Origin of the sequence: Chryseobacterium gambrini (assembly GCF_900156825.1) — a bacterium.
In the GTDB taxonomy this organism is placed as follows: Bacteria; Bacteroidota; Bacteroidia; order Flavobacteriales; family Weeksellaceae; genus Chryseobacterium; species Chryseobacterium gambrini.
The window spans coordinates 54325-73157 of the sequence record NZ_FTOV01000018.1; the positions used below are offsets into that span (position 1 = coordinate 54325).

Genomic DNA, 18833 nt, shown 5'->3' on the forward strand with positions numbered 1-18833 from the left:
TTTGTAATTTAAAAAGATAAATTGATTCCCATTAGATAATTACGTGTAGACGGGTTATTGGTTCCTATAATCAGCTGACGCGCGTTATAAGGAAGACTGCTGTTTACCGCCTGATTCTGGTTACCGTAAGAGTTCGGTTCCGGATCCATCCCGGATTCTTTATGATATGGAGAGAAAAGAACGAGAGGATTAGTTACGGTTACATAAATTCTTAAACTATTTAATTTCAGATCATCTAAAAATTCTTTCTTCAAATTATAACCTAGTGTTATTGTTCTCAGTTTAAGATATGATCCATCGAAGTAAGCAAGAGTAGAACCGTATTTCGGGTTGTCTCCACTCATTATTCCTCCGGGTTTAGGATATCTTACATTCGGGTTTTCTGCCGTCCAGTAATCTACATCCACGTTATTCCCTCTTCCCGTTAATCTGTTAAGATATCCCGAAGAACCATAAATCGAGCTGATTAAAACACCACCGTGCTGAAATGCACCTACAGTACTCAATTCAAAATTTTTGTAAGCGAATCTCATGTTGAAACCACCCTGCCAATCCGGAGCAGTATCGATAATTTGTCTGTCGTCCGGACCAATTGCTCTTACCGGAGTACCATCTGCATTGTAACCGCCGGTGTAAAGGACTTTAATCATTCCTACATTACCCCCCGGTTCCAATATATTCAGGTAAGGATCTCCCTGCTGCCACAAACCAATGTTCTGATAGTCATAGATCGCGTTGATATTATGTCCTACAAACCAATTGTTCGCTACATCACGGATAGTCCCTGAATTCAAAGCTAAAATCTGATTTCTGTTGGCATACCAGTTAACCCCTGCATCCCAGCTGAATCCATCAGGATTGTTTATAATCGTACCATTAAGTGAAACTTCCCAACCTTTGTTTTCTATCTGTCCTATGTTGTTCGTTACACTCGCAATACCTCCGGATATAGGAAGATTTGTCGGAGATAAAACCTGTTCTGTTTTAGTTCTGTAATACTCTACAGTACCTGTCAATCTATTATTAAATAATCCGAAATCCAAACCGAAGTTATTGGTTTTAGAGTATTCCCAGCCCAGCTCTGGATTTGGTGCAGTAGTAATATAAACCCCTGTCGTATTGGTATTTCCGAAATTATACGGAACAACCCCTAAAGTTCCTTTGGTAGTGTACGGACCAACCGCCTGATTGGAAGTCTGCCCCCATCCGTATCTTAATTTGAACTGGTTGATGGCTTTGAGACTCTGCATGAAAGATTCATTCGCCAAATTCCAGCCTAACGATATTGCGGGATAGGTATGCCATTTGTTACCCGGTGCCAAAACAGATGCACCATCTGCACGAAGCGTTGCCGTAATCATATACTTATTATCGTAGGTGTACATAGCACGTCCCATATACGATATAAGCCCTCTCTGTATATATATCTGATCTTCAGGCTTTACAGATATATCTGCTTGTGGAGACTGTCCCAAATTGTAATACTGGAAAAAGTCTGCCGGTACATTTTTGGCACTCATATAGCTGCTGATATACCGATTGCCTTCTGCAGAATATAAAGCTACAGCGTTGATCTTATGTTTTCCAAAAGTTTTGTCATAGGTTAATAAATTTTCTAAAGTCCAGTGATAAGTCTGACTGTTTCCTTTTCCTGCACTGGATGGAGCTGCCGCATTCACATTGAAAACCCCTACTCCTGTATAGTTTCCGCTGTTAGAAGTGGTATAATCCAAACCGACATTTAATCTGTATTTCAAACCGCTAATCGGTAAGCTTACTTCTCCATATAAATTATTGTATGAAGAAAGACCTTTGCTTTCATCTACATATTTATCCCCCAGATTTTCGAGGGTCTTTCTGATATATACCCAAGACTGATCAATATTCGATGCCGTACTGATGGTTCTTTTAATACTTCCATCTGCATTATAAGGGTTTGCTAAAGGAGAGTTGCCCAGAACCGGCGCTCCTGCCACTCCGTTACCATCCGACACGGTATAGTTGGTATTGGATGTAAATCCGAATTTGAAGCTTTTACCAACCTGCTGATCCAGAGCGATCCTTAATGAGAATCTTTCATAACTCTGGATCGGAATTAAAGCATCCTGTTTAAAATAGGATAAACCTACGTTATAATTACCACCTTCTGTTCCACCTGAAACCCCTACATCATGACTGGTCATCATCGCTGGTTTATAATACAGCTTTTGCCAGTCTGTATTGGTGTCTAACGTTTCATCTTTTCCTAATCCGTAAATATTTCCTGCATCAGCTCTTAATTTAGCCAATTTAGGACCATCCATCATCGGAAACCTTGAAAACAAGGTCTGAACTCCTGTAAAAGAATTGTACGTAAATCTCGGCTTCTGACCTTTGGAGCCTCTGTTGGTTGTTACCAAAATAACTCCATTTGCTCCTCTGGAACCATAAATTGCAGTTGCAGAAGCATCTTTCAGGATATCTATACTTTTAATGTCACTGGAACTGATATCACCAAGTGATCCCACAAACGGAATTCCATCAAGAACAATTAACGGATCATTAGCATTGGGTGTTAAAGATCTTGTTCCTCTGATGCGAATTTGCATGCTGGCTCCTGGCTTGGTAGAGGTCTGGCTAATATCGACACCTGCTGTTCTTCCCTGCAATGCCTGAGTAATGTTAGCAGTAGGTACTTCTCTTAAAACATCACCTTTTACGGATGCCACAGAGCCTGTTACCGCTTCTTTTCTTTGGGTTCCGTACCCGATTACCACTACTTCTTCTATTTTTTTCTCCTTAGCAACAGTATCTTTTTTACTCTGAGAATAGGCTAAACCGGAAGGTAATAAAGCCATCGCAAAAAAGAGCGCTGCTTTATTGGTTTTAGCTAAATAAGATCGATTCATAATTATTACGTTTAATATTAGGGTTGAATAAAAAGGCTATTAATAATTATCGTATTGAAAAATCCTTAGTGTTTAGCAGCCTTTTTATGTTTATTTAGATATACATATTCACAATCGCTTCAAACAGTTCCTGCTTTCCGCTTTTTGGCTGTGGTTCCCCAATTTCATGAGCTATCCTCTGAAGATCTTCCAAAGTAAGCGTTCCTGCTTCAAAAGCCTTTCCGTTTCCGTTATCGAAAGATGCGTAACGGTCTGTTCTCAGTTTTTTATAATCTGAATTTTCAAGAATATCTGCTGCGGCTAATAATCCTTTCGCAAAAACATCCATTCCCGAAATATGAGAAATAAATAAATCTTCAGGATCAATAGAGTTTCTTCTGATTTTAGCATCGAAATTTACTCCTCCGTTTCCTAAACCTCCTGCAGGAAGTAATACCAGCCATGCCTGAACCATATCTAAATAATCTACCGGAAACTGATCTGTATCCCATCCGTTCTGATAGTCTCCCCTGTTTGCATCGATGCTTCCTAAAAGTCCTGCATCTACTGCCACCTGAAGTTCGTGCTCGAAAGTATGTCCTGCCAGTGTTGCGTGGTTCACTTCAATATTTAATTTAAAATCTTTATCTAATCCGTAATGTCTCAGGAAGCCGATCACCGTTTCAGAATCGTAATCATACTGGTGTTTTGTAGGCTCCATCGGTTTTGGCTCAATAAGGAAAGTTCCTGTAAAGCCCTGCTGACGGGCATAGTCTCTGGACATGGTAAGAAAACGTGCCAAATGGTCTTTTTCACGCTTCATATCGGTATTTAAAAGACTCATGTAACCTTCTCTTCCTCCCCAGAACACATAGTTTTCGCCACCAAGAGCAATTGTAGCATCAATAGAATTTTTAACCTGAGTTCCTGCGCAGGCAACAACATCAAAATTCGGGTTCGTGGAAGCTCCGTTCATATATCTTTCGTGAGTGAAAACGTTTGCAGTTCCCCATAAAAGTTTAATTCCGGTTTCCTGTTGTTTTTGTTTTGCATATTCCACTACAGCCTGAAGGTTTTTTTCGTAATCCTTCCAGTTATCGGCAGGATCTACCAAATCTATATCATGGAAACAATAGTAATTGAAGCCCATTTTAGACATAAATTCGAAACCGGCATCCATTTTATGCATTGCTCTGGTTACCGCATCGTTTCCGATGTCCCATGGATGATGAATTGTTGGTCCTCCAAACGGATCGCTTCCGTTTGCACATAAGGTATGCCACCAAGCCATCGCAAAACGCGTCCAGTCTTTCATAGGTTTTCCCATCACAATTCTTTCTGCATCATAATATCTGAAAGCCATTGGATTTCTGCTTTCTTTCCCTTCAAACTTGATTTTGTCGATACCTGTAAAAAACTCTTTCGTACCTGTTAAAGTGTTCATATATTTGTTATAATTTTTAGTTTAATTTTAAAATTCAACATAAAGTTTCCCTGCTCACTGATCCTTGAGGGTCAATAAGTACAATAAAAAATCTTTTTGTATTGGTGATTATACTATTTCGTTAAGATGCTGTTTCCATCTCGAATAGGCTTCTAAGTATTGTTCTCTTTTTTCCAGTTGCGGTTCTATTACGGCGATTCTTTCCAGAGAGGCAAAGGCTTCTTTAGCATCTGCGTAAAAGCCGATTCCCATTCCTGCGGCTCTTGCAGCACCTACCGCTCCGTCGGTATCATAAAGTTCAATAACGGCATTGCTTACTCCGGCTAATGATTTTCTGAAAATTGAACTCAGGAACATATTGGCATTTCCTGCCCGAATTACCTGAATATCCATCCCGATATTTCTCATGATATTCATTCCGTATTCGTAAGAAAATACAATTCCTTCCTGCGCGGCACGCAGAATATCTCCTTTGGTATGGATATTAAAATTAATTCCGTGGATGGAGCAGTTGGTTTCCTTATTTTCCAGCACTCTTTCTGCTCCGTTTCCGAAAGGAATGATGCTTAATCCTTTGGCTCCTACCGGTGAAAGGGATGCCAGATCGTTCATGTCTCCGTAAGAGGATAATGATGTTGCAAAATTCTGTTTTAGCCAGGAGTTTAAAATTCCTGTTCCGTTAATGCAAAGCAAAACTCCCAATCTTGTTAATTCTTCTGTATGATTTACATGTGCAAAAGTATTAACCCTTGATAATGTATCATATTCCAACTGATCCAGAACGCCATAAACTACGCCTGAAGTTCCTGCTGTGGAAGCGATTTCTCCGGGATTGAAAACATTGAGTGACAATGCATTATTGGGCTGATCTCCTGCTCTGTAGGAAATGGGAGTTCCTTCTTTTAAGCCTAATTCCTGCGCCGCTACGGCAGAAACTGTTGACTGAATCCCGAATGTAGGTACGATTTCAGGGAAAAAGCTTTTCGGAATCCCGTAATAATTAATGACATCTTCTGAGATGCAATTGTTTTTAAAGTCCCAGAAAATCCCTTCTGATAGACCTTCAACCGTAATACCGATCTCTCCGGAAAGTCTCATGGCGATGTAATCTCCGGGAAGCATTATTTTATCTATTTTCCCGAAAATTTCAGGTTCATTTTCTTTTACCCATGCTAATTTTGATGCGGTAAAATTCCCCGGCGAATTCAGCAAATGGGATAAGCATTTCTCTTCTCCGATTGCTTTAAAGGCTTTTTCACCGTAAGGAACAGCGCGACTGTCGCACCAGATGATGGATGGTCTTAGCAGGTTCTGATCTTTATCTACTAAAATTAAACCGTGCATTTGCCACGTAATACCAATTCCCTTAATGTCTTCTGCATGTATACCGGCTTCATGCATTACCGCTTCATGTGCCAATTTCAGATTTGTCCACCAGTCGACAGGATTCTGCTCTGCCCAACCCGGATGTACCGCAGTAATTTTCATTTCTTTTTTAGGAGAAAATTCGGATGCGATTACTTTTCCGCTGGATGCCTCGATGAGACAAACTTTCACAGAAGAACTGCCGATATCATAGCCTAGTAAGTACATATAGTTTTAAAAAGGTATTATTTTATTAGTTTAGTATTGTTTTTCTTGTAAATTTTGGCATCGAATTTATAATATCGGGCTGCGCGGTGTGATACATTTTTTTCAATCTCATCCAATGGAATGATGTAATTGAATGAAGATATTTTTTTATGAAAGTTCTTAATATCAATTTGTTTTTCACTTAATGCACTGTACAACTGGTAAAGCTGTCTGATGGTGAATTTTTTGGGAAGCAGCTCAAAAATAATTGAGAAATCCACTTCTATCCATTTTCTTACCTCCCCCAAAGATTCATTAATAATCTTATTATGATCAAACGGCAGAGAGGGAACCTCATCTATGGGAAACCAATCTACTGTACTGTATTTTGTACTGTTAATCTTATGATCAATCTTACACAGAGAAAGATAAGCAACGGTAATAATCCTGTCGATATGCTGTTTGTACTCTGTTCCCATCCATTGGATGTCGTTTTCATTATTGGCTCTCATAGGATCTGCAAAACACTTAAACTGTTTCAGAACCATCTTTTTAATTCCTGTAAGCTCGTGCAGTACTCTTTCTGCAGCATCGTCCACATCTTCATCACTAAAAATAAGACTTCCCGGAAGCTTTATCTGTTTTTCCTGGTCCAGATGTCTTTCTACCAATAAAATATTTAATCTGTTTTCGTGGTCGAAACCAAAAACAACACAATCAACCGAAACATAGGTATGTATAAAATTGGGGCTCATGCAAGTGTTAACATTTATGTAACATGACAAATATAAAAATTCAAATGAATAAAAAAAATAAATTTCACACTAAGACCTAAATATCAGCAATTTACATATCGATTTTTTATGAAAACATTCACATACAAATTATGATAAGGTTATCATTAAAATTACACTTATCGATATTGTAACCGATCAGTTAACAAGTATTTATGATGAAGAATACGGGAAGAAAAGAGGTGCTTTTTTCAGAAAAATATTATGATAAGAATTAGAAAAAAATAAATCAAAAAAAAACATAAACAAGTGTAAAAAAAACACTTTTAAACAAAAAAAACGTTAAAAATTGATATTATTTTTTACCATTTTTGCACGTAAGCCATCGGAAAATTACAAATAACAGAATTTTAGTAGGTTTTGAAATAAATTCTCCGCAGGAAGAAATCATTAATAAAATGTTTAAAGACACACTTGTTGAAGTCACAAAAAAACCGGCATTGGAAGTTAACTTCAAGCCGGTTTTTATTTTATCCTGATTGTAATTGATTATCCCGTTGTTTAAGCTAATTTAAATTAACCACAAAAGGCGCAAATGATGGGCTAAACTTGTATGTAAATGTGATTACAAATGAAGTTCATACCAACCTTAAAAATCTCTGATGTTTTATGCTTTTGAGGGTTTAAAATATTCTAATCATTTCATTTTGGCGCGTTGGATTGAAAGAAAATATTTATGTTGACTGAAGTTCAGCAGTCTGTTGCTGTTCATGCGGAAATTTTTCCCTGTTGTTTTCACGTTCGAGAATCAGCCATGCTGCATCCAGCATTTTGATGAGGTGCAAATACGGATCTACTATATTGCGCTCCGGTACATTATTAAACGTTCCGAGCGAGAAATACACGACTTCCGAGAGAAACTCCTCGAATTCCTCAAGACGGTATTTTTTAAAGGCTTTCCTGAAAACTTTTGCCGGATCGCGATATTCTTTTTCCGACAATGAACCCTTCAAAATCGGATTTTTGTGTTCCGAAAGTTCATGAACCAGCCATTTTCCTCGATCTTTTCTAAGGGAATATGCTGCGCGAATAAACGACCGGAGCGACTGGTGAAAATAAAAGATAACGGAAGGATCTTCCGGAATCCGTGTTTTGCGCTGTGCGGCGTATTGTATGATGAGATTTAGGCGTTCTTTGGCTGTTGTCCAATCATGAAACTGGAAAAATACTTCCATCAGTGAAAGTGCGGAATGTTTATTCCGACCGCACCAAAAACGGGATTCAAAATCTATGCTGTTCTTTTTCATACGAAGAATGTTTTGTGTTTTATTGTTTTTTGGGTAGCTCTTTTGCTTTACGTTGTTGCAAAATTGATTTTACAAATATAAATAAAAAATTAAAAAAGGATACTTATAAGTATCCTAAATTTTAACTTCAAACATAGAATTTTACAGTTAATGAATGAAATTGATCTTACTAGCTGTAAAAAAGCACTTGGGTACAGAATTTCTGAATTAAGAAAGAAAATTATAAATCCCGAAACCAATAAACCTATTTCACAGGAAGAACTGGGTTTAAGGACTGGTCATGCGAAAAAGACAATCGGAGAATTAGAGCGAGGCAATACGAATCCACGCTATGATACTTTGCTTATTATATGCAGGGAACTTAATGTTACGATTCAAGAACTCTTTGATTTTGATATGAAGAAATATATCAAACTTGCTAATAAATCCTGACGAGAGTTTTTTGAAAAATTTAGAATTTAAGCAAATCTATCTTGAATTGAAATAAAAGTTGATATATATATGAATTAAATATTATTGAATATTTATTAGAATATGTGTTAGTGAAAGTTTACGTTGAGACTTAAAATAAAAGGACTTATAAATTTTAATCTCAGACTTTTCCGCAAAATTTTTAGTTACATCAATTACATCAGTTAACTCTGTATCTCTTATACTTAAGCCATCAATAAATAAAAAATAAGATTCAACCAATCGAATAAAATCTTTAGCTGTACAATAGCAAACTAAAAATTTATCAGGAAGCCCCAAAACGTCATAGTTATTAATAAGTTTTGCAATATGATTTGTTATAGTTGTCTTGTTTAAATATTCTAAATTCATTCCTTCATAAAATGTCAAAACATTTCCATTATTTGACTCTATCTTAATATCAATTTCACCTGTAGTTTTACCTGTTTCCGACAATCCATATCTTGATTGATCTTTGCTTATAACTCCCATGCTGGATAACTCATTACTAATAAAACTATTTCTTGAATCCTCATGTTTATCAATAATTTTGCTTAAACCTTGTAACTTTGAAATTGCTGTTATTATATCATAGATTATATCTTTTTTTGAATTTGTCGAGCGATACTTGAAAAGTAGATCATTAATATTAACTGTTAATGCAGATTTAAAGCAATCAATTGTAGAACGCCCTGTATCAATAAATTTTTTCAACACTGTATTAGGGAAATAATTGGGTTCCTGATTATTAATACATATGGAGCAATTGCATGCAAATTCTTCATGATATTCCTTACTTTCTTGCATTTTAAAAAGTTGAAAAATTTGTGAAATTTCATTTTTAATTAAACCATACAAATCTCTATTATCTAAGCCAGATATAGTAACATTTATTGTTTTAGAGAGCTTGTCAGAAATAACCAATGCACTGGATGAATTGTAATTAAAGATCGCACCGTTTTTCCAATAATTATCAGAATTTAATAAATAAAAAAGTTTGCAAATAAGCCGACCAAGAATACCATCGGGCAAAAAATTAAATTTATAACGAAACTGAAATATATTTTCTTTTGAAAGCACATCCTCTATAGCATGTTGATTTGGCACTTCATTTTTAAGAAGTTCAGGTATTACATATTTATCTGAAGAGCCAACAGTTTTAAAACAAATTTCAAACCTATCCATCAGCTCAAGCAGTTGTATATGAGTCTCAACAGGATACTTTTCTAAATCTAAATAAGTCTCAAGATCAGAATAGGAAAATACACCATAATTTTTCTGAATGGCTATCGTATCAATTAATGAATATACTGCTTTTGTAGCCCATTGAGGGTTTATAATTATTATATTGCGTAAAAGAGGGAGATTTTTAAAATGTATTATTTCACCAATATCATGTAGATAATCACTTATTAATTCTAAATAAGTTCTTGACATATCATAAATAATTTCCTCACATAAATTTTTAAAATCTGAGATTGAAATATAATCCTTATCTACTTCTCCTAATTTTCTCCTAATTTGAATCCAGCTTGTAGGTAGTTCTTCACCTATATGATCAAGTCTTCTTACAGTATCATTTAAATTGGTTAAAAAAATATTTAAACCATCCTTTGTAAGACAAGATACTTGGTAAAATCCAACAATATTTGGGAACATTTCTTTATACTTTTTTTCATCAATACTGATAAACCTCAAATCAGATTTATTCATTACTATCAACAAAGGGCTACCATTACCTAATAAATTTACAATATTAAGCCAGTAATCAAAATCTTCTTCAAATGTATCTTTACGCGGTTCCCAAACAAATATATATATTGACCTTTTAGTTAAAAAAAACTGATGAGTACTATGATATATTTCTTGACCTCCGAAATCCCATAAATTGACTCTAATTTCTCTTTTTATTTCGAAAGAGCTGTCAAGTGAATTTTTCATCATAATTTCCATTTGCTTCTCTTCCTCTAAAAAGCTAAATGTTTCAGAAAAAGAGCAGTAAAATTTGGAACCGACTCTCTCATCAAAATCAATTTCGTACTCTTCAATTTCATCTTTTGAAAAAACTTCAAAAACATTTTCAATTTCATGATAACTATTATAATGTGGTGGCTGTGCAGGAAAAAAAATTTCTAATTCCATTTTGTCGATAGTGATGCCATGTGTTACAGCTTCGTTACCCAATTGTATTTCTATTGTAGGGTCTTTTATTACTTTCATTAAAGTCGTTTTACCAACCTCTCCTCTTCCAACAAATATTAATTTTGTTTCATAAAATCTCTGCTTTTCTTTATATTTTATTTGGTTTAAATATTCTTGAATATACTGTACATTATAACCTTCAATAGAAAGTGGTAAATTGTGTAAAAAGGGATTATCATTAAAAAAAATTTTATTACATGATAAATAATTTAGACTGTGTGGTATATCATAAAGAAAATTTTTTGATATATTTAAAACTTCTAGCTGGTATATTATATCGTATTCAAATTCAATACTATATATATAATTATTTGATAAATTCAGAATTTGCAAATTTTTTAGCTTTGCGATGTCCTTAGGCATTTCAGAAAAAAAATTGTAACTCAAATCGAGTTCTATTAAGCTATGAAGATCTGATATTTTATCCGGTAGTTCACTTAGATTAAGAGAGCTTAAATCCAAATAATGACTATTATTTTCACGAGCATATTTGATCCTATCAATTGCTATATCACGATTTTTTAAACTTTTCATTATTTCCTACAAAGATTAGTTTATTAAAGATAGGAGATTATTAAATTAAAAATTAACTTTAGTAAGCAATTAAGATTACTTTTATTTACAATTTAGCATTACTCTATTTCATATTGTTAGAATATTATAAAAATTTGATTTAGCATTTGATTTAAAAAATTGTATTCGTAATTTTATTTGCGACATATAATAAAAACCACTTTAAATAATGATTCCAGCAAAAATTTTTATTGATGAATTCGGTAATGCACATCTTGACCTTTCCAAAAAAGGTACATTTTCACATTTTATATATACATCTGTAATTATAAAAGAAAATGACACAAACAAAGCAAGGAAGATACTAAAAGAAATTTGTAGTAATTATAAATTAGGTGATGATTTAAAGTCAAAAAACATCAAAAAGAAAAACTTTAAAAAAAGAAAAGAAATTCTGCTAGAATTCATAGAAAAGTTAAATTTTGTTGTAGATGTTATGGTTGTTGATAAATCTAAATTATCAGGTGATGGACTAAAGATAAAAAGAACTTTTTATAAATATTTTCAATCTTTATTTGTTGAAAAATATAATAATATATATGAAAGCTATTCCATAAATGCGGATAAAGTGGGTGAAGAATTTAAAAATGAACTTCAAGATTATGTGAGAAAAAAAAGCATTAGTCGTGATCTTTTTAATCCAGACAGAAATTTTGAAATATTTGATGATAAAGATGAAAAACTGATTCAAATAGCTGACTTTATCTCCGGTTGCTTAGGAAAAGTTTTTTGTACAAGTCATTTTGATAAGCAATATATTGAACTGTTTAATCTTCTGCATGCAAGAACTTCAATTTCTTATTTTCCTTTTGAAAGCTATATAACTAAAGAAATAGAAAATAAACCTGAACTTGACAGGCAAATCATGATGATGAACTATCAACTTATTGAAAGGTTTTTTGACTCTTCAAAAAGTGAAAAAAGCAAAGAGAAAGCAAGATTGTTAGAATATCTTAGATTTCAGTCTGAATTAAATCCTAATCGCTTGGTTTCAACTAAGGAATTGTTAATCTATTTAAACAATTTCTTCCCAAATATAAAAAATGAGAGAATTAGGACATTAATCAGAGATCTTAGATATGAAGGATTATTTATTGTGAGCCATTCAGGAAAGCCTGGATATAAGCTAGCTACTAAATATTCGGATGTTTCGGAGCACTTTAATCACTTTTTAAAATATGTTGTTCCAATGCTTCAGAAGGTAAAAATTCTGAACCAGACATTATCTCAAAACTCTTTCAATGATATTAATCCTATAGAGAAGGATCCTCATATGCAAAAGCTAAAGGAATTAGTTGCGGGAATTTAATACTTAAAAAGTTTTAAATGAACGTTAGAATATAGCATATTCTTTGGTTTTCCAAACTTATCCAATTATGAAATAAATCACCGAAGCTCACATCTTTCTTATTCCTAAAAACGGATTAATTGTAAAACAGTCAAGATAACATTATTATCAATAACCTTCTATTAGATACAATACAAACAAAAAATCCCGGACAACCGGGATTTTAAATTTCATATTCAAACTTACTTTATCTCCACAGGAACCGAGATTTTATCCCAATCCATCGAGAATCCGTTTTTATTTATTTTGTAAACCAGAGTTTCCTGTTTTGCAGGCAGTGCTTTTGTTTTTACGTCTACACGTAAAGCATCTTTTGCCTGTTCGTATTTGTAGGCGCCCCACTGTTTTGCCTCTTTGTTGAAGATGGCAGTCCATGTTCCGCTTTCTTTAGGAATTAAGAAAAAGCTATACTTTCCGGCAGGAAGTTTTTTACCCTGAACGGTAATATCTTTATCCGTTTCAAAAGTGGTGGCTTCATTCGCTCCCGCACGCCAAACCTGATCATACGGTTCCAAACCTCCCCAAATGGTGCGCCCTTTAACAGAAGGACTGCTGTAAGCGATCGTAATATTGGCATCCTTAATCTTTCCGGTTGCCGTAGCAGGAGGACTTGCCGGTTTTTTGGTGTCCTGTGCAAAAGCGTTTACCGACAGCGTCATGGCTGCCACAAGAACGGTAGCCGATTTAAAAATTGTTTTCATAATACTATTATTTGTCTGTTTATTTTTATGATTAAAATTGTTTCAACTTAATAACAAACTTGTCTATACTTTTTTACCGCAGAATATTTTAACACTTTAGTTGTTTAAGTTCACTACTTAAATGGGCAAAAAAGAGCATATAAGTTAAAAAAAAATCAAAGATTTTTTCTCTCTGCGGACTTTTGAAATACTTTAAATAAATCCAATAAAGTCTTTTGTCTCTTTTGCGGTTAAATTTAAAATTAGTTTAAACAAACTTAACGATAACAATCAAGACGCAAAGATTTTATCTGCAATAAAATTAAGCATCAATCCTTATTGAAAATCTTCGATTTTCTTGCGCCTTAAAGATTTGAGACGAATAAAAATCTTGCGTCTTTGCGTTTTCCAACAAGTGCTCTAAAGAAAATTCTAACATTAAGCATTTAAGCTAGTTAAAATGATCTTAAAGGAAATCAATACATTGATTTTTATTAAGTTTTTTAAGCCAAAGAGACTTAACTTCTTAATGGTAAAAATAAATTATACATTTAAAAACGCTCTTATTATCCGCTTACGAAGTTACTGCTTTCGGCTTATAAAACACCAACCCGATTGCAGAAAATACAATCACCGCCGCTGCGCCGATCACATTAAGCCAGAGAAAGGAAACAACATCGAACTGATAAACGGCAATCACGGCAATTTCAGATAAAATAGCTGCAATAAATACATTCGCCCCATTGATTTTTTTAAAGTAAAAAGCCACAAGGAAAATCCCCAATATCGGTCCGTAGAAAAGGGAACCCAATACATTCACCGCTTCAATAAGAGAACCCATCTGTGTAGCAAACATGGCTACTCCGATGGAGAAAATTCCCCACGCTAAAGTGTGCAGTCGGCTGTATTTCAGTTCGGTTTTATCATCCGGAATTTCTTTTTTAAAGATCAGATGAACATCTTTTAAGGAACAGGCAGCAAGAGAATTCAGCGCCGCCGAAATAGAACCCCAACTCGCAAGGAAAATAACGGCAAACAGCAACCCGATCATTCCAACAGGCAACGTATTTTTCACGAAATACAGGAAAATATAATTCGTATCCGTTTTCTCGGCATTAAAGTTTGACTGATTGATGGCTTCTTCTACTCTTCCGTGAAGTGCTTTTACCTGAGACTGCGTATTTTTAAAATCCTGAATTTTTGTTTCAAGCTGGGAGGAATTGTTTTGTTTTAACTGTAAAATTTCCTTCGATTCTGCATTAAATTTTGTCTGCAAATCCTGATGTTCTTTTTCAAAAACCGCTGCCTGTTCGGGTTTCGTTTCCTTTAAATGCTGATAAGAACGTTCGTTAAAATAAATCGGAGCCGGTTTCAGAGAAAAGAAAGCAAAAAGCAAAGCGCCAATTAAAAGAATTGCAAACTGCATCGGAATTTTAACCAATCCGTTCAGCAACAAGCCCATTTTTGCATTGGTATTGTCTTTCGCCGTAATATATCTCCCAACCTGACTCTGGTCTGTCCCGAAGTAAGAAAGCGCCAGAAAAAAACCGCCAATTAATCCGCTCCAGATGTTGTATTTGTCTTTCCAGTCGAATTCCGTGGTGATGACATTCAGCTTTCCGGATTTCCCCGCCAGATAAAGCGCATCTTTAAAACCGATTCCATTCGGCATATTTTCAATAAGCAAATACCCCGCAAAAGCCATAGTTCCTAAAATAATGAGAAACTGTAGTTTTTGGGTGTGCGCGATGGCTTTTGCTCCGCCAACGTAGGTATAAATTAACAGAATTCCGCCTGTTAAAACATTCGTTAGATAAATATTCCAGTTTAAAACGCTGGATAAGATGATACTCGGCGCATAAATGCTGATTCCTGTCGACAAACCTCTCGAAAAAAGGAAAAGCAGTGAAGTAAGTACCCTTGTTTTCTTATCAAAACGGTTTTCTAAATATTCATAAGCGGTGTAAACATTCAAACGCTGAAAAATCGGGATAAACGTAATACAGATCACAATCATCGCCAAAGGCAACCCAAAGTAATACTGCACGAAACGCATTCCGTCTGTATACGCCTGTCCCGGCGCCGAAAGAAATGTAATGGCACTTGCCTGAGTCGCCATAATTCCGATCAGCACAATGTACCATGGCATTTTATTGTCTGCTTTCAGGTAAGATTCGTTGCTTTTCTGTCCACGCCCGATAAATACGCCGTACACAACCACTGCAACCAGTGTACAAATAAGAACTGCCCAATCTATCGTACTCATGCCCAGAATTTAGTAAACCAATAATAAAAAACGATCTGCAATACCAAAGCGAGCGCCAGTAATATGTACCATGTACTCCAATTTTTAAGTGGCTTGTTCATCAGTTTTTCTGTGCAGATAAAAAGTTTAAAAATAAACGTGCCGCCCCAACATTTCCCGCAGGTAACTGCCTGAAAAATGCCAACGGGGTATAAATAAAATTCCCCTTTCCGTATGGGGCATATAAAGTAGATCCCTGCAAAGGCTCTTCACCGATGTCATGCATTTCAAAAAGCGGTTCATACGCCGTATCCCACTGATCCGGAAAATACGCGCCGCGTTCCTGTACCCAGCCTTTAAAATCATCTGCCGTAATCTTGTTCGGGAAATTCAGTAATTTATGATTCGGTTTTAAAAATGTAACCTCTGCATTTTCTTCAGTAACGCGTTTACTTGTGGCAATACGGAAATTATAGATTCCCAATTGATCGACGGTTGTATCCTGACTGGTGTTATACTGCATCACCAGATTTCCTCCGGCTTTTACATAAGACCATAAAAAAGGCATCCAGCGACCGAGCTTTTTCTCTGTGTTATTGGCACGAATTCCCAATATGATGGCATCATATTGAGCCAGTTTGTTTTGACTGCCGTTTCCGCTGTAAAAATCTTCGTCTTTCAGAACATCAACCTGAATCCCCGCAATTCTCAGAAATTCAGGAATAAAATCTCCCGCACCTTCTATATATCCTACTTTTTTAACCTTTGCCTGAATGTCACCTTTCATTACGGTTACCGTTGCAGGTGCAAAATATTGCAGGGAAGGTAAATGCGGATATTGAATTAATACTTGTTTTTTATTGTAAGTGACTCCATCTGCGACAAAATTAGCATCCAATTGTAAACGAGACGCATTTATTTTGCTGAGTTTATTTTTGGGAATTATATAATCGATGGTTGTTTCTTTTCCATTGAATGAATTGACATCTGTACTGCCTAATTGTTCTCCGTTGTACATCAGATTAATTTTACCATTGCTGAACGATTTATCTGAATTAATTTTCACATTCAAGCTTACCTGTAAATCTTCATTTTCTTTGACCATATAAAGCGGCTGCGTAAATTTCAGTTCCAGAGCAGGAACAATGCGCAAAGCTTCTACCACATCACCTCTTACCGGATCTAATTTTTTGAACGATAAAGGAAGCTTAACCTGAAACCTTTCCGAGCCGATTTTTAAATCCACCCAAACATTCAGTGGTGATTCTGCTTCCGGCAAACCAATTAACGTATCATTCGGAACTGAAAAAGTTGCCGCGTTCGTGGCGGGTTTTGACAACCAGTAAGGTTCTGTGAGTGCTGCATCTGATGGAACCTGAATGTCATGCTGAATGGTAATTAAAGAATCTTTTGAAAGGTTTCTGTTGAAACTTTCAGATTGATTTAGCCATTTTACATTTTCTAAAACAACAGGATTTAAAACTCTTGAAATGAGATTTAATCTGAATTGATAATGATTTCCGGCAACGGCTTCAGCCTGATTGGTCACTACTTCCCCCATAAATCCGGCGCAGCTTAAAATAATTTGGTCAAGAGATTTAATTTTATCCTTTTTCAGCTCTGCATCTTTCAGCGCCATAATCTTTTTTCGCAAAGCAAGCAAAGCAGGTAAGCTGAGATCCGGATTGTTGAAATTAAAATTTGAAATAATCTGATCGAGTGATTGGTCAATATCAGCATTTCCCTGTGAAGTCCATGTTTTAACGATTCCGTCAAAAATTGTCGATTTTGCAGGATCTCCGATAACATGGGAAAAATATTCAGTTTTTATCCCAGCTACAGACTGTGTTCCCGCACCCTGACTTTTATGTAAACTTCTACTGAATCCTGCCAGTTCACCATAACCCATTCCGAGTTGCGCATCATATTGCCCAACGGTAATTTTCAGTTGATTTTCAGCGGTTGTGTTTACTGCACCAAACCGGAATGTATTCCACAACACACGTTTTGGCTGCCATACATTGACGTATTTTAGCTGATCAGGAAAAGCAGTCTTATCACCTGCCAGTTTAAAAGCTTTTTCGGCAACCACAGCGGAAGCCGCGTGTTGTCCGTGTCCTGCCGCAGCGGTAGGCGGAAAACGGCAAATAATGACATCCGGACGGAATGTACGGATCACCCAGACAACGTCTGCTGTAATGCTGTCTGCTTTCCATTGTTTAAAAGTATCGGTGGTATTTTTAGAAAACCCGAAATCAATCGCACGGGTAAAAAACTGTTGGGCACCGTCTAATTTTCTTGCCTCCAAAAGTTCATGCGTTCTGATTAATCCCAGTGCTGCACCCTGCTCTGTCCCTAATAAATTCTGCCCTCCATCGCCTCTGGTTAAAGACAAATAGCCTGTTTCTACGTTTTGATCGTTGACCAGCCATGAAAGTAATCCCGTATTTTCATCATCGGGATGAGCGGCAAGGTATAACACTTTTGTCAGGTGTTTAAGGGTTTTGAGTTCGCGGTAAATCTCAGATGATTTTGACGGCCGAAGCTGCTGAGCCGGACAAAAGGCCGCATAAAAGACAAGGATAAAAACAAGGGTTACTTTTCTGAACATTTGAATTTGCTTTGCAGGACAAATATAAGTAAATCGTTTTTGGTTTTGAGGCTAAAGATATTTTGCTGTCATTTTTGTATAAAAATAAAAAAATCGAAGCGGAATCTACAAACTTCGATTGTTTTCATACTGTTTAAACTTTTTATTTAACCACAAAAGTCATAAAAGATGACTAAACTTTTATTTAAAGCTGATCATTATAAATGAAAAAGGTCACAATAGTTTTTAAAAATCTTTGATTTTTATTATTTTGAGCGCTTTGATTATTAATGAAATTCGCTTTAACATTGTCTTTTGTGCCTTTTATGGTTAATTCTGAAATAGTTTAAATAAGTTTACCCTTAAAAAAGGAATCTTTTTTTACAAAACTTTTTACTCCAGACCAAATTCATCCGAAATCACACTCTCCGAGTTTCCGCCTACCATTACTTTAAATGCTCCTTCTTCTACAATAAAGTTTCCGGAATTATCATAAAAACCGAGTTCTTTTTCAGTTAAATTAAAGGAGATCTTTTTACTTTCGCCGGATTTCAGTTCTACGATCTGGAAGCCTTTTAATTCTTTTACAGGTCTGGCTACGGAAGCAAATTCGTCCTGAATATACAACTGAGCCAAAACTTTTTGCTTAGTCCCCAGGTTTTTGGCTCAGTCTCAAAAGTTGGGGGGAATGTTAAGTAGTTTTATCTTTGGATAATGCTAAGCGAACAAGAACTTCTTAAATTGTTACTTCCTGAATTTTTAGTTGAACACTTTGATATCCTCAAAGCAGAAACTCATGATGCAGAACTTCATCTTTATTT

At 35.5% G+C, this 18833-nt stretch carries 12 protein-coding genes; 2 read left to right on the forward strand and 10 right to left on the reverse strand.

Annotation, left to right across the window (positions count from 1 at the left end; genetic code table 11):
• Positions 1–8: 8 nt before the first annotated feature.
• From BW951_RS20345 to BW951_RS20365, 5 genes are all read right to left on the reverse strand, one after another.
• Positions 9–2888 carry a SusC/RagA family TonB-linked outer membrane protein gene (locus BW951_RS20345; RefSeq protein WP_076396188.1) on the reverse strand — a complete coding sequence of 960 codons (2880 nt, stop codon included), beginning with the start codon at positions 2886–2888 and terminating at the stop codon, positions 9–11.
• Positions 2889–2982: 94 nt separating this feature from the next.
• Positions 2983–4311: a xylose isomerase gene (gene xylA / locus BW951_RS20350; RefSeq protein WP_076396190.1), complete on the reverse strand. Its 1329-nt coding sequence runs from the start codon at positions 4309–4311 to the stop codon at positions 2983–2985.
• 108 nt (positions 4312–4419) lie between these two features.
• Positions 4420–5904, reverse strand: a complete 1485-nt coding sequence (locus BW951_RS20355; protein WP_076396192.1) for a xylulokinase — start codon at positions 5902–5904, stop codon at positions 4420–4422.
• A 17-nt stretch (positions 5905–5921) separates the two neighbouring features.
• Positions 5922–6638 (reverse strand): NUDIX hydrolase, encoded by a 717-nt coding sequence (locus BW951_RS20360; protein ID WP_076396194.1) that lies wholly within the window; start codon positions 6636–6638, stop codon positions 5922–5924.
• Between the two features lie 713 nt (positions 6639–7351).
• The gene (locus BW951_RS20365; protein WP_139326225.1) at positions 7352–7924 is read right to left on the reverse strand and encodes a hypothetical protein; all 573 of its coding nucleotides are present in this window, start codon (positions 7922–7924) and stop codon (positions 7352–7354) included.
• Between the two features lie 150 nt (positions 7925–8074).
• On the opposite strand from BW951_RS20365, the gene BW951_RS20370 reads away from it, so the two are divergent.
• A complete protein-coding gene (locus tag BW951_RS20370) occupies positions 8075–8356 on the forward strand; it encodes a helix-turn-helix domain-containing protein (protein ID WP_076396198.1) in 282 nt (93 codons plus the stop codon).
• 81 nt (positions 8357–8437) lie between these two features.
• On the opposite strand, the gene BW951_RS20375 is transcribed toward BW951_RS20370, so the two are convergent.
• Positions 8438–11110 (reverse strand): COR domain-containing protein, encoded by a 2673-nt coding sequence (locus BW951_RS20375; RefSeq protein ID WP_076396200.1) that lies wholly within the window; start codon positions 11108–11110, stop codon positions 8438–8440.
• 208 nt (positions 11111–11318) lie between these two features.
• Between BW951_RS20375 and BW951_RS20380 the strand changes: the two genes are divergently transcribed.
• The gene (locus BW951_RS20380; RefSeq protein ID WP_076396202.1) at positions 11319–12458 is read left to right on the forward strand and encodes a DUF3800 domain-containing protein; all 1140 of its coding nucleotides are present in this window, start codon (positions 11319–11321) and stop codon (positions 12456–12458) included.
• A gap of 221 nt (positions 12459–12679) precedes the next feature.
• Here BW951_RS20380 and BW951_RS20385 read toward each other — a convergent pair whose 3' ends face one another.
• The 4 genes from BW951_RS20385 to BW951_RS20400 form a co-directional block, all read right to left on the reverse strand.
• On the reverse strand, positions 12680–13198 hold the full coding sequence (locus BW951_RS20385) for a DUF2911 domain-containing protein (protein WP_076396204.1): 519 nt from the start codon (positions 13196–13198) through the stop codon (positions 12680–12682).
• A 553-nt stretch (positions 13199–13751) separates the two neighbouring features.
• Positions 13752–15443, reverse strand: a complete 1692-nt coding sequence (locus BW951_RS20390) for a sodium:solute symporter family transporter (RefSeq protein ID WP_076396206.1) — start codon at positions 15441–15443, stop codon at positions 13752–13754.
• Positions 15444–15543: 100 nt separating this feature from the next.
• Positions 15544–18033, reverse strand: coding sequence for a PIG-L family deacetylase (locus BW951_RS20395; protein ID WP_076396208.1), 2490 nt, complete (start codon positions 18031–18033; stop codon positions 15544–15546).
• Positions 18034–18405: 372 nt separating this feature from the next.
• Positions 18406–18648, reverse strand: coding sequence for a fibronectin type III-like domain-contianing protein (locus BW951_RS20400; protein WP_228427579.1), 243 nt, complete (start codon positions 18646–18648; stop codon positions 18406–18408).
• Between the last annotated feature and the right edge of the window lie 185 nt (positions 18649–18833).

Coding starts and splice junctions, on each gene's coding strand:
- BW951_RS20345 (WP_076396188.1), bottom strand. CDS start 2,888: ATGAATCGATCTTATTTAGCTAAAACCAATAAAGCAGCGCTCTTTTTT.
- xylA (WP_076396190.1), bottom strand. CDS start 4,311: ATGAACACTTTAACAGGTACGAAAGAGTTTTTTACAGGTATCGACAAA.
- BW951_RS20355 (WP_076396192.1), bottom strand. CDS start 5,904: ATGTACTTACTAGGCTATGATATCGGCAGTTCTTCTGTGAAAGTTTGT.
- BW951_RS20360 (WP_076396194.1), bottom strand. CDS start 6,638: ATGAGCCCCAATTTTATACATACCTATGTTTCGGTTGATTGTGTTGTT.
- BW951_RS20365 (WP_139326225.1), bottom strand. CDS start 7,924: ATGAAAAAGAACAGCATAGATTTTGAATCCCGTTTTTGGTGCGGTCGG.
- BW951_RS20370 (WP_076396198.1), top strand. CDS start 8,075: ATGAATGAAATTGATCTTACTAGCTGTAAAAAAGCACTTGGGTACAGA.
- BW951_RS20375 (WP_076396200.1), bottom strand. CDS start 11,110: ATGAAAAGTTTAAAAAATCGTGATATAGCAATTGATAGGATCAAATAT.
- BW951_RS20380 (WP_076396202.1), top strand. CDS start 11,319: ATGATTCCAGCAAAAATTTTTATTGATGAATTCGGTAATGCACATCTT.
- BW951_RS20385 (WP_076396204.1), bottom strand. CDS start 13,198: ATGAAAACAATTTTTAAATCGGCTACCGTTCTTGTGGCAGCCATGACG.
- BW951_RS20390 (WP_076396206.1), bottom strand. CDS start 15,443: ATGAGTACGATAGATTGGGCAGTTCTTATTTGTACACTGGTTGCAGTG.
- BW951_RS20395 (WP_076396208.1), bottom strand. CDS start 18,033: ATGTTCAGAAAAGTAACCCTTGTTTTTATCCTTGTCTTTTATGCGGCC.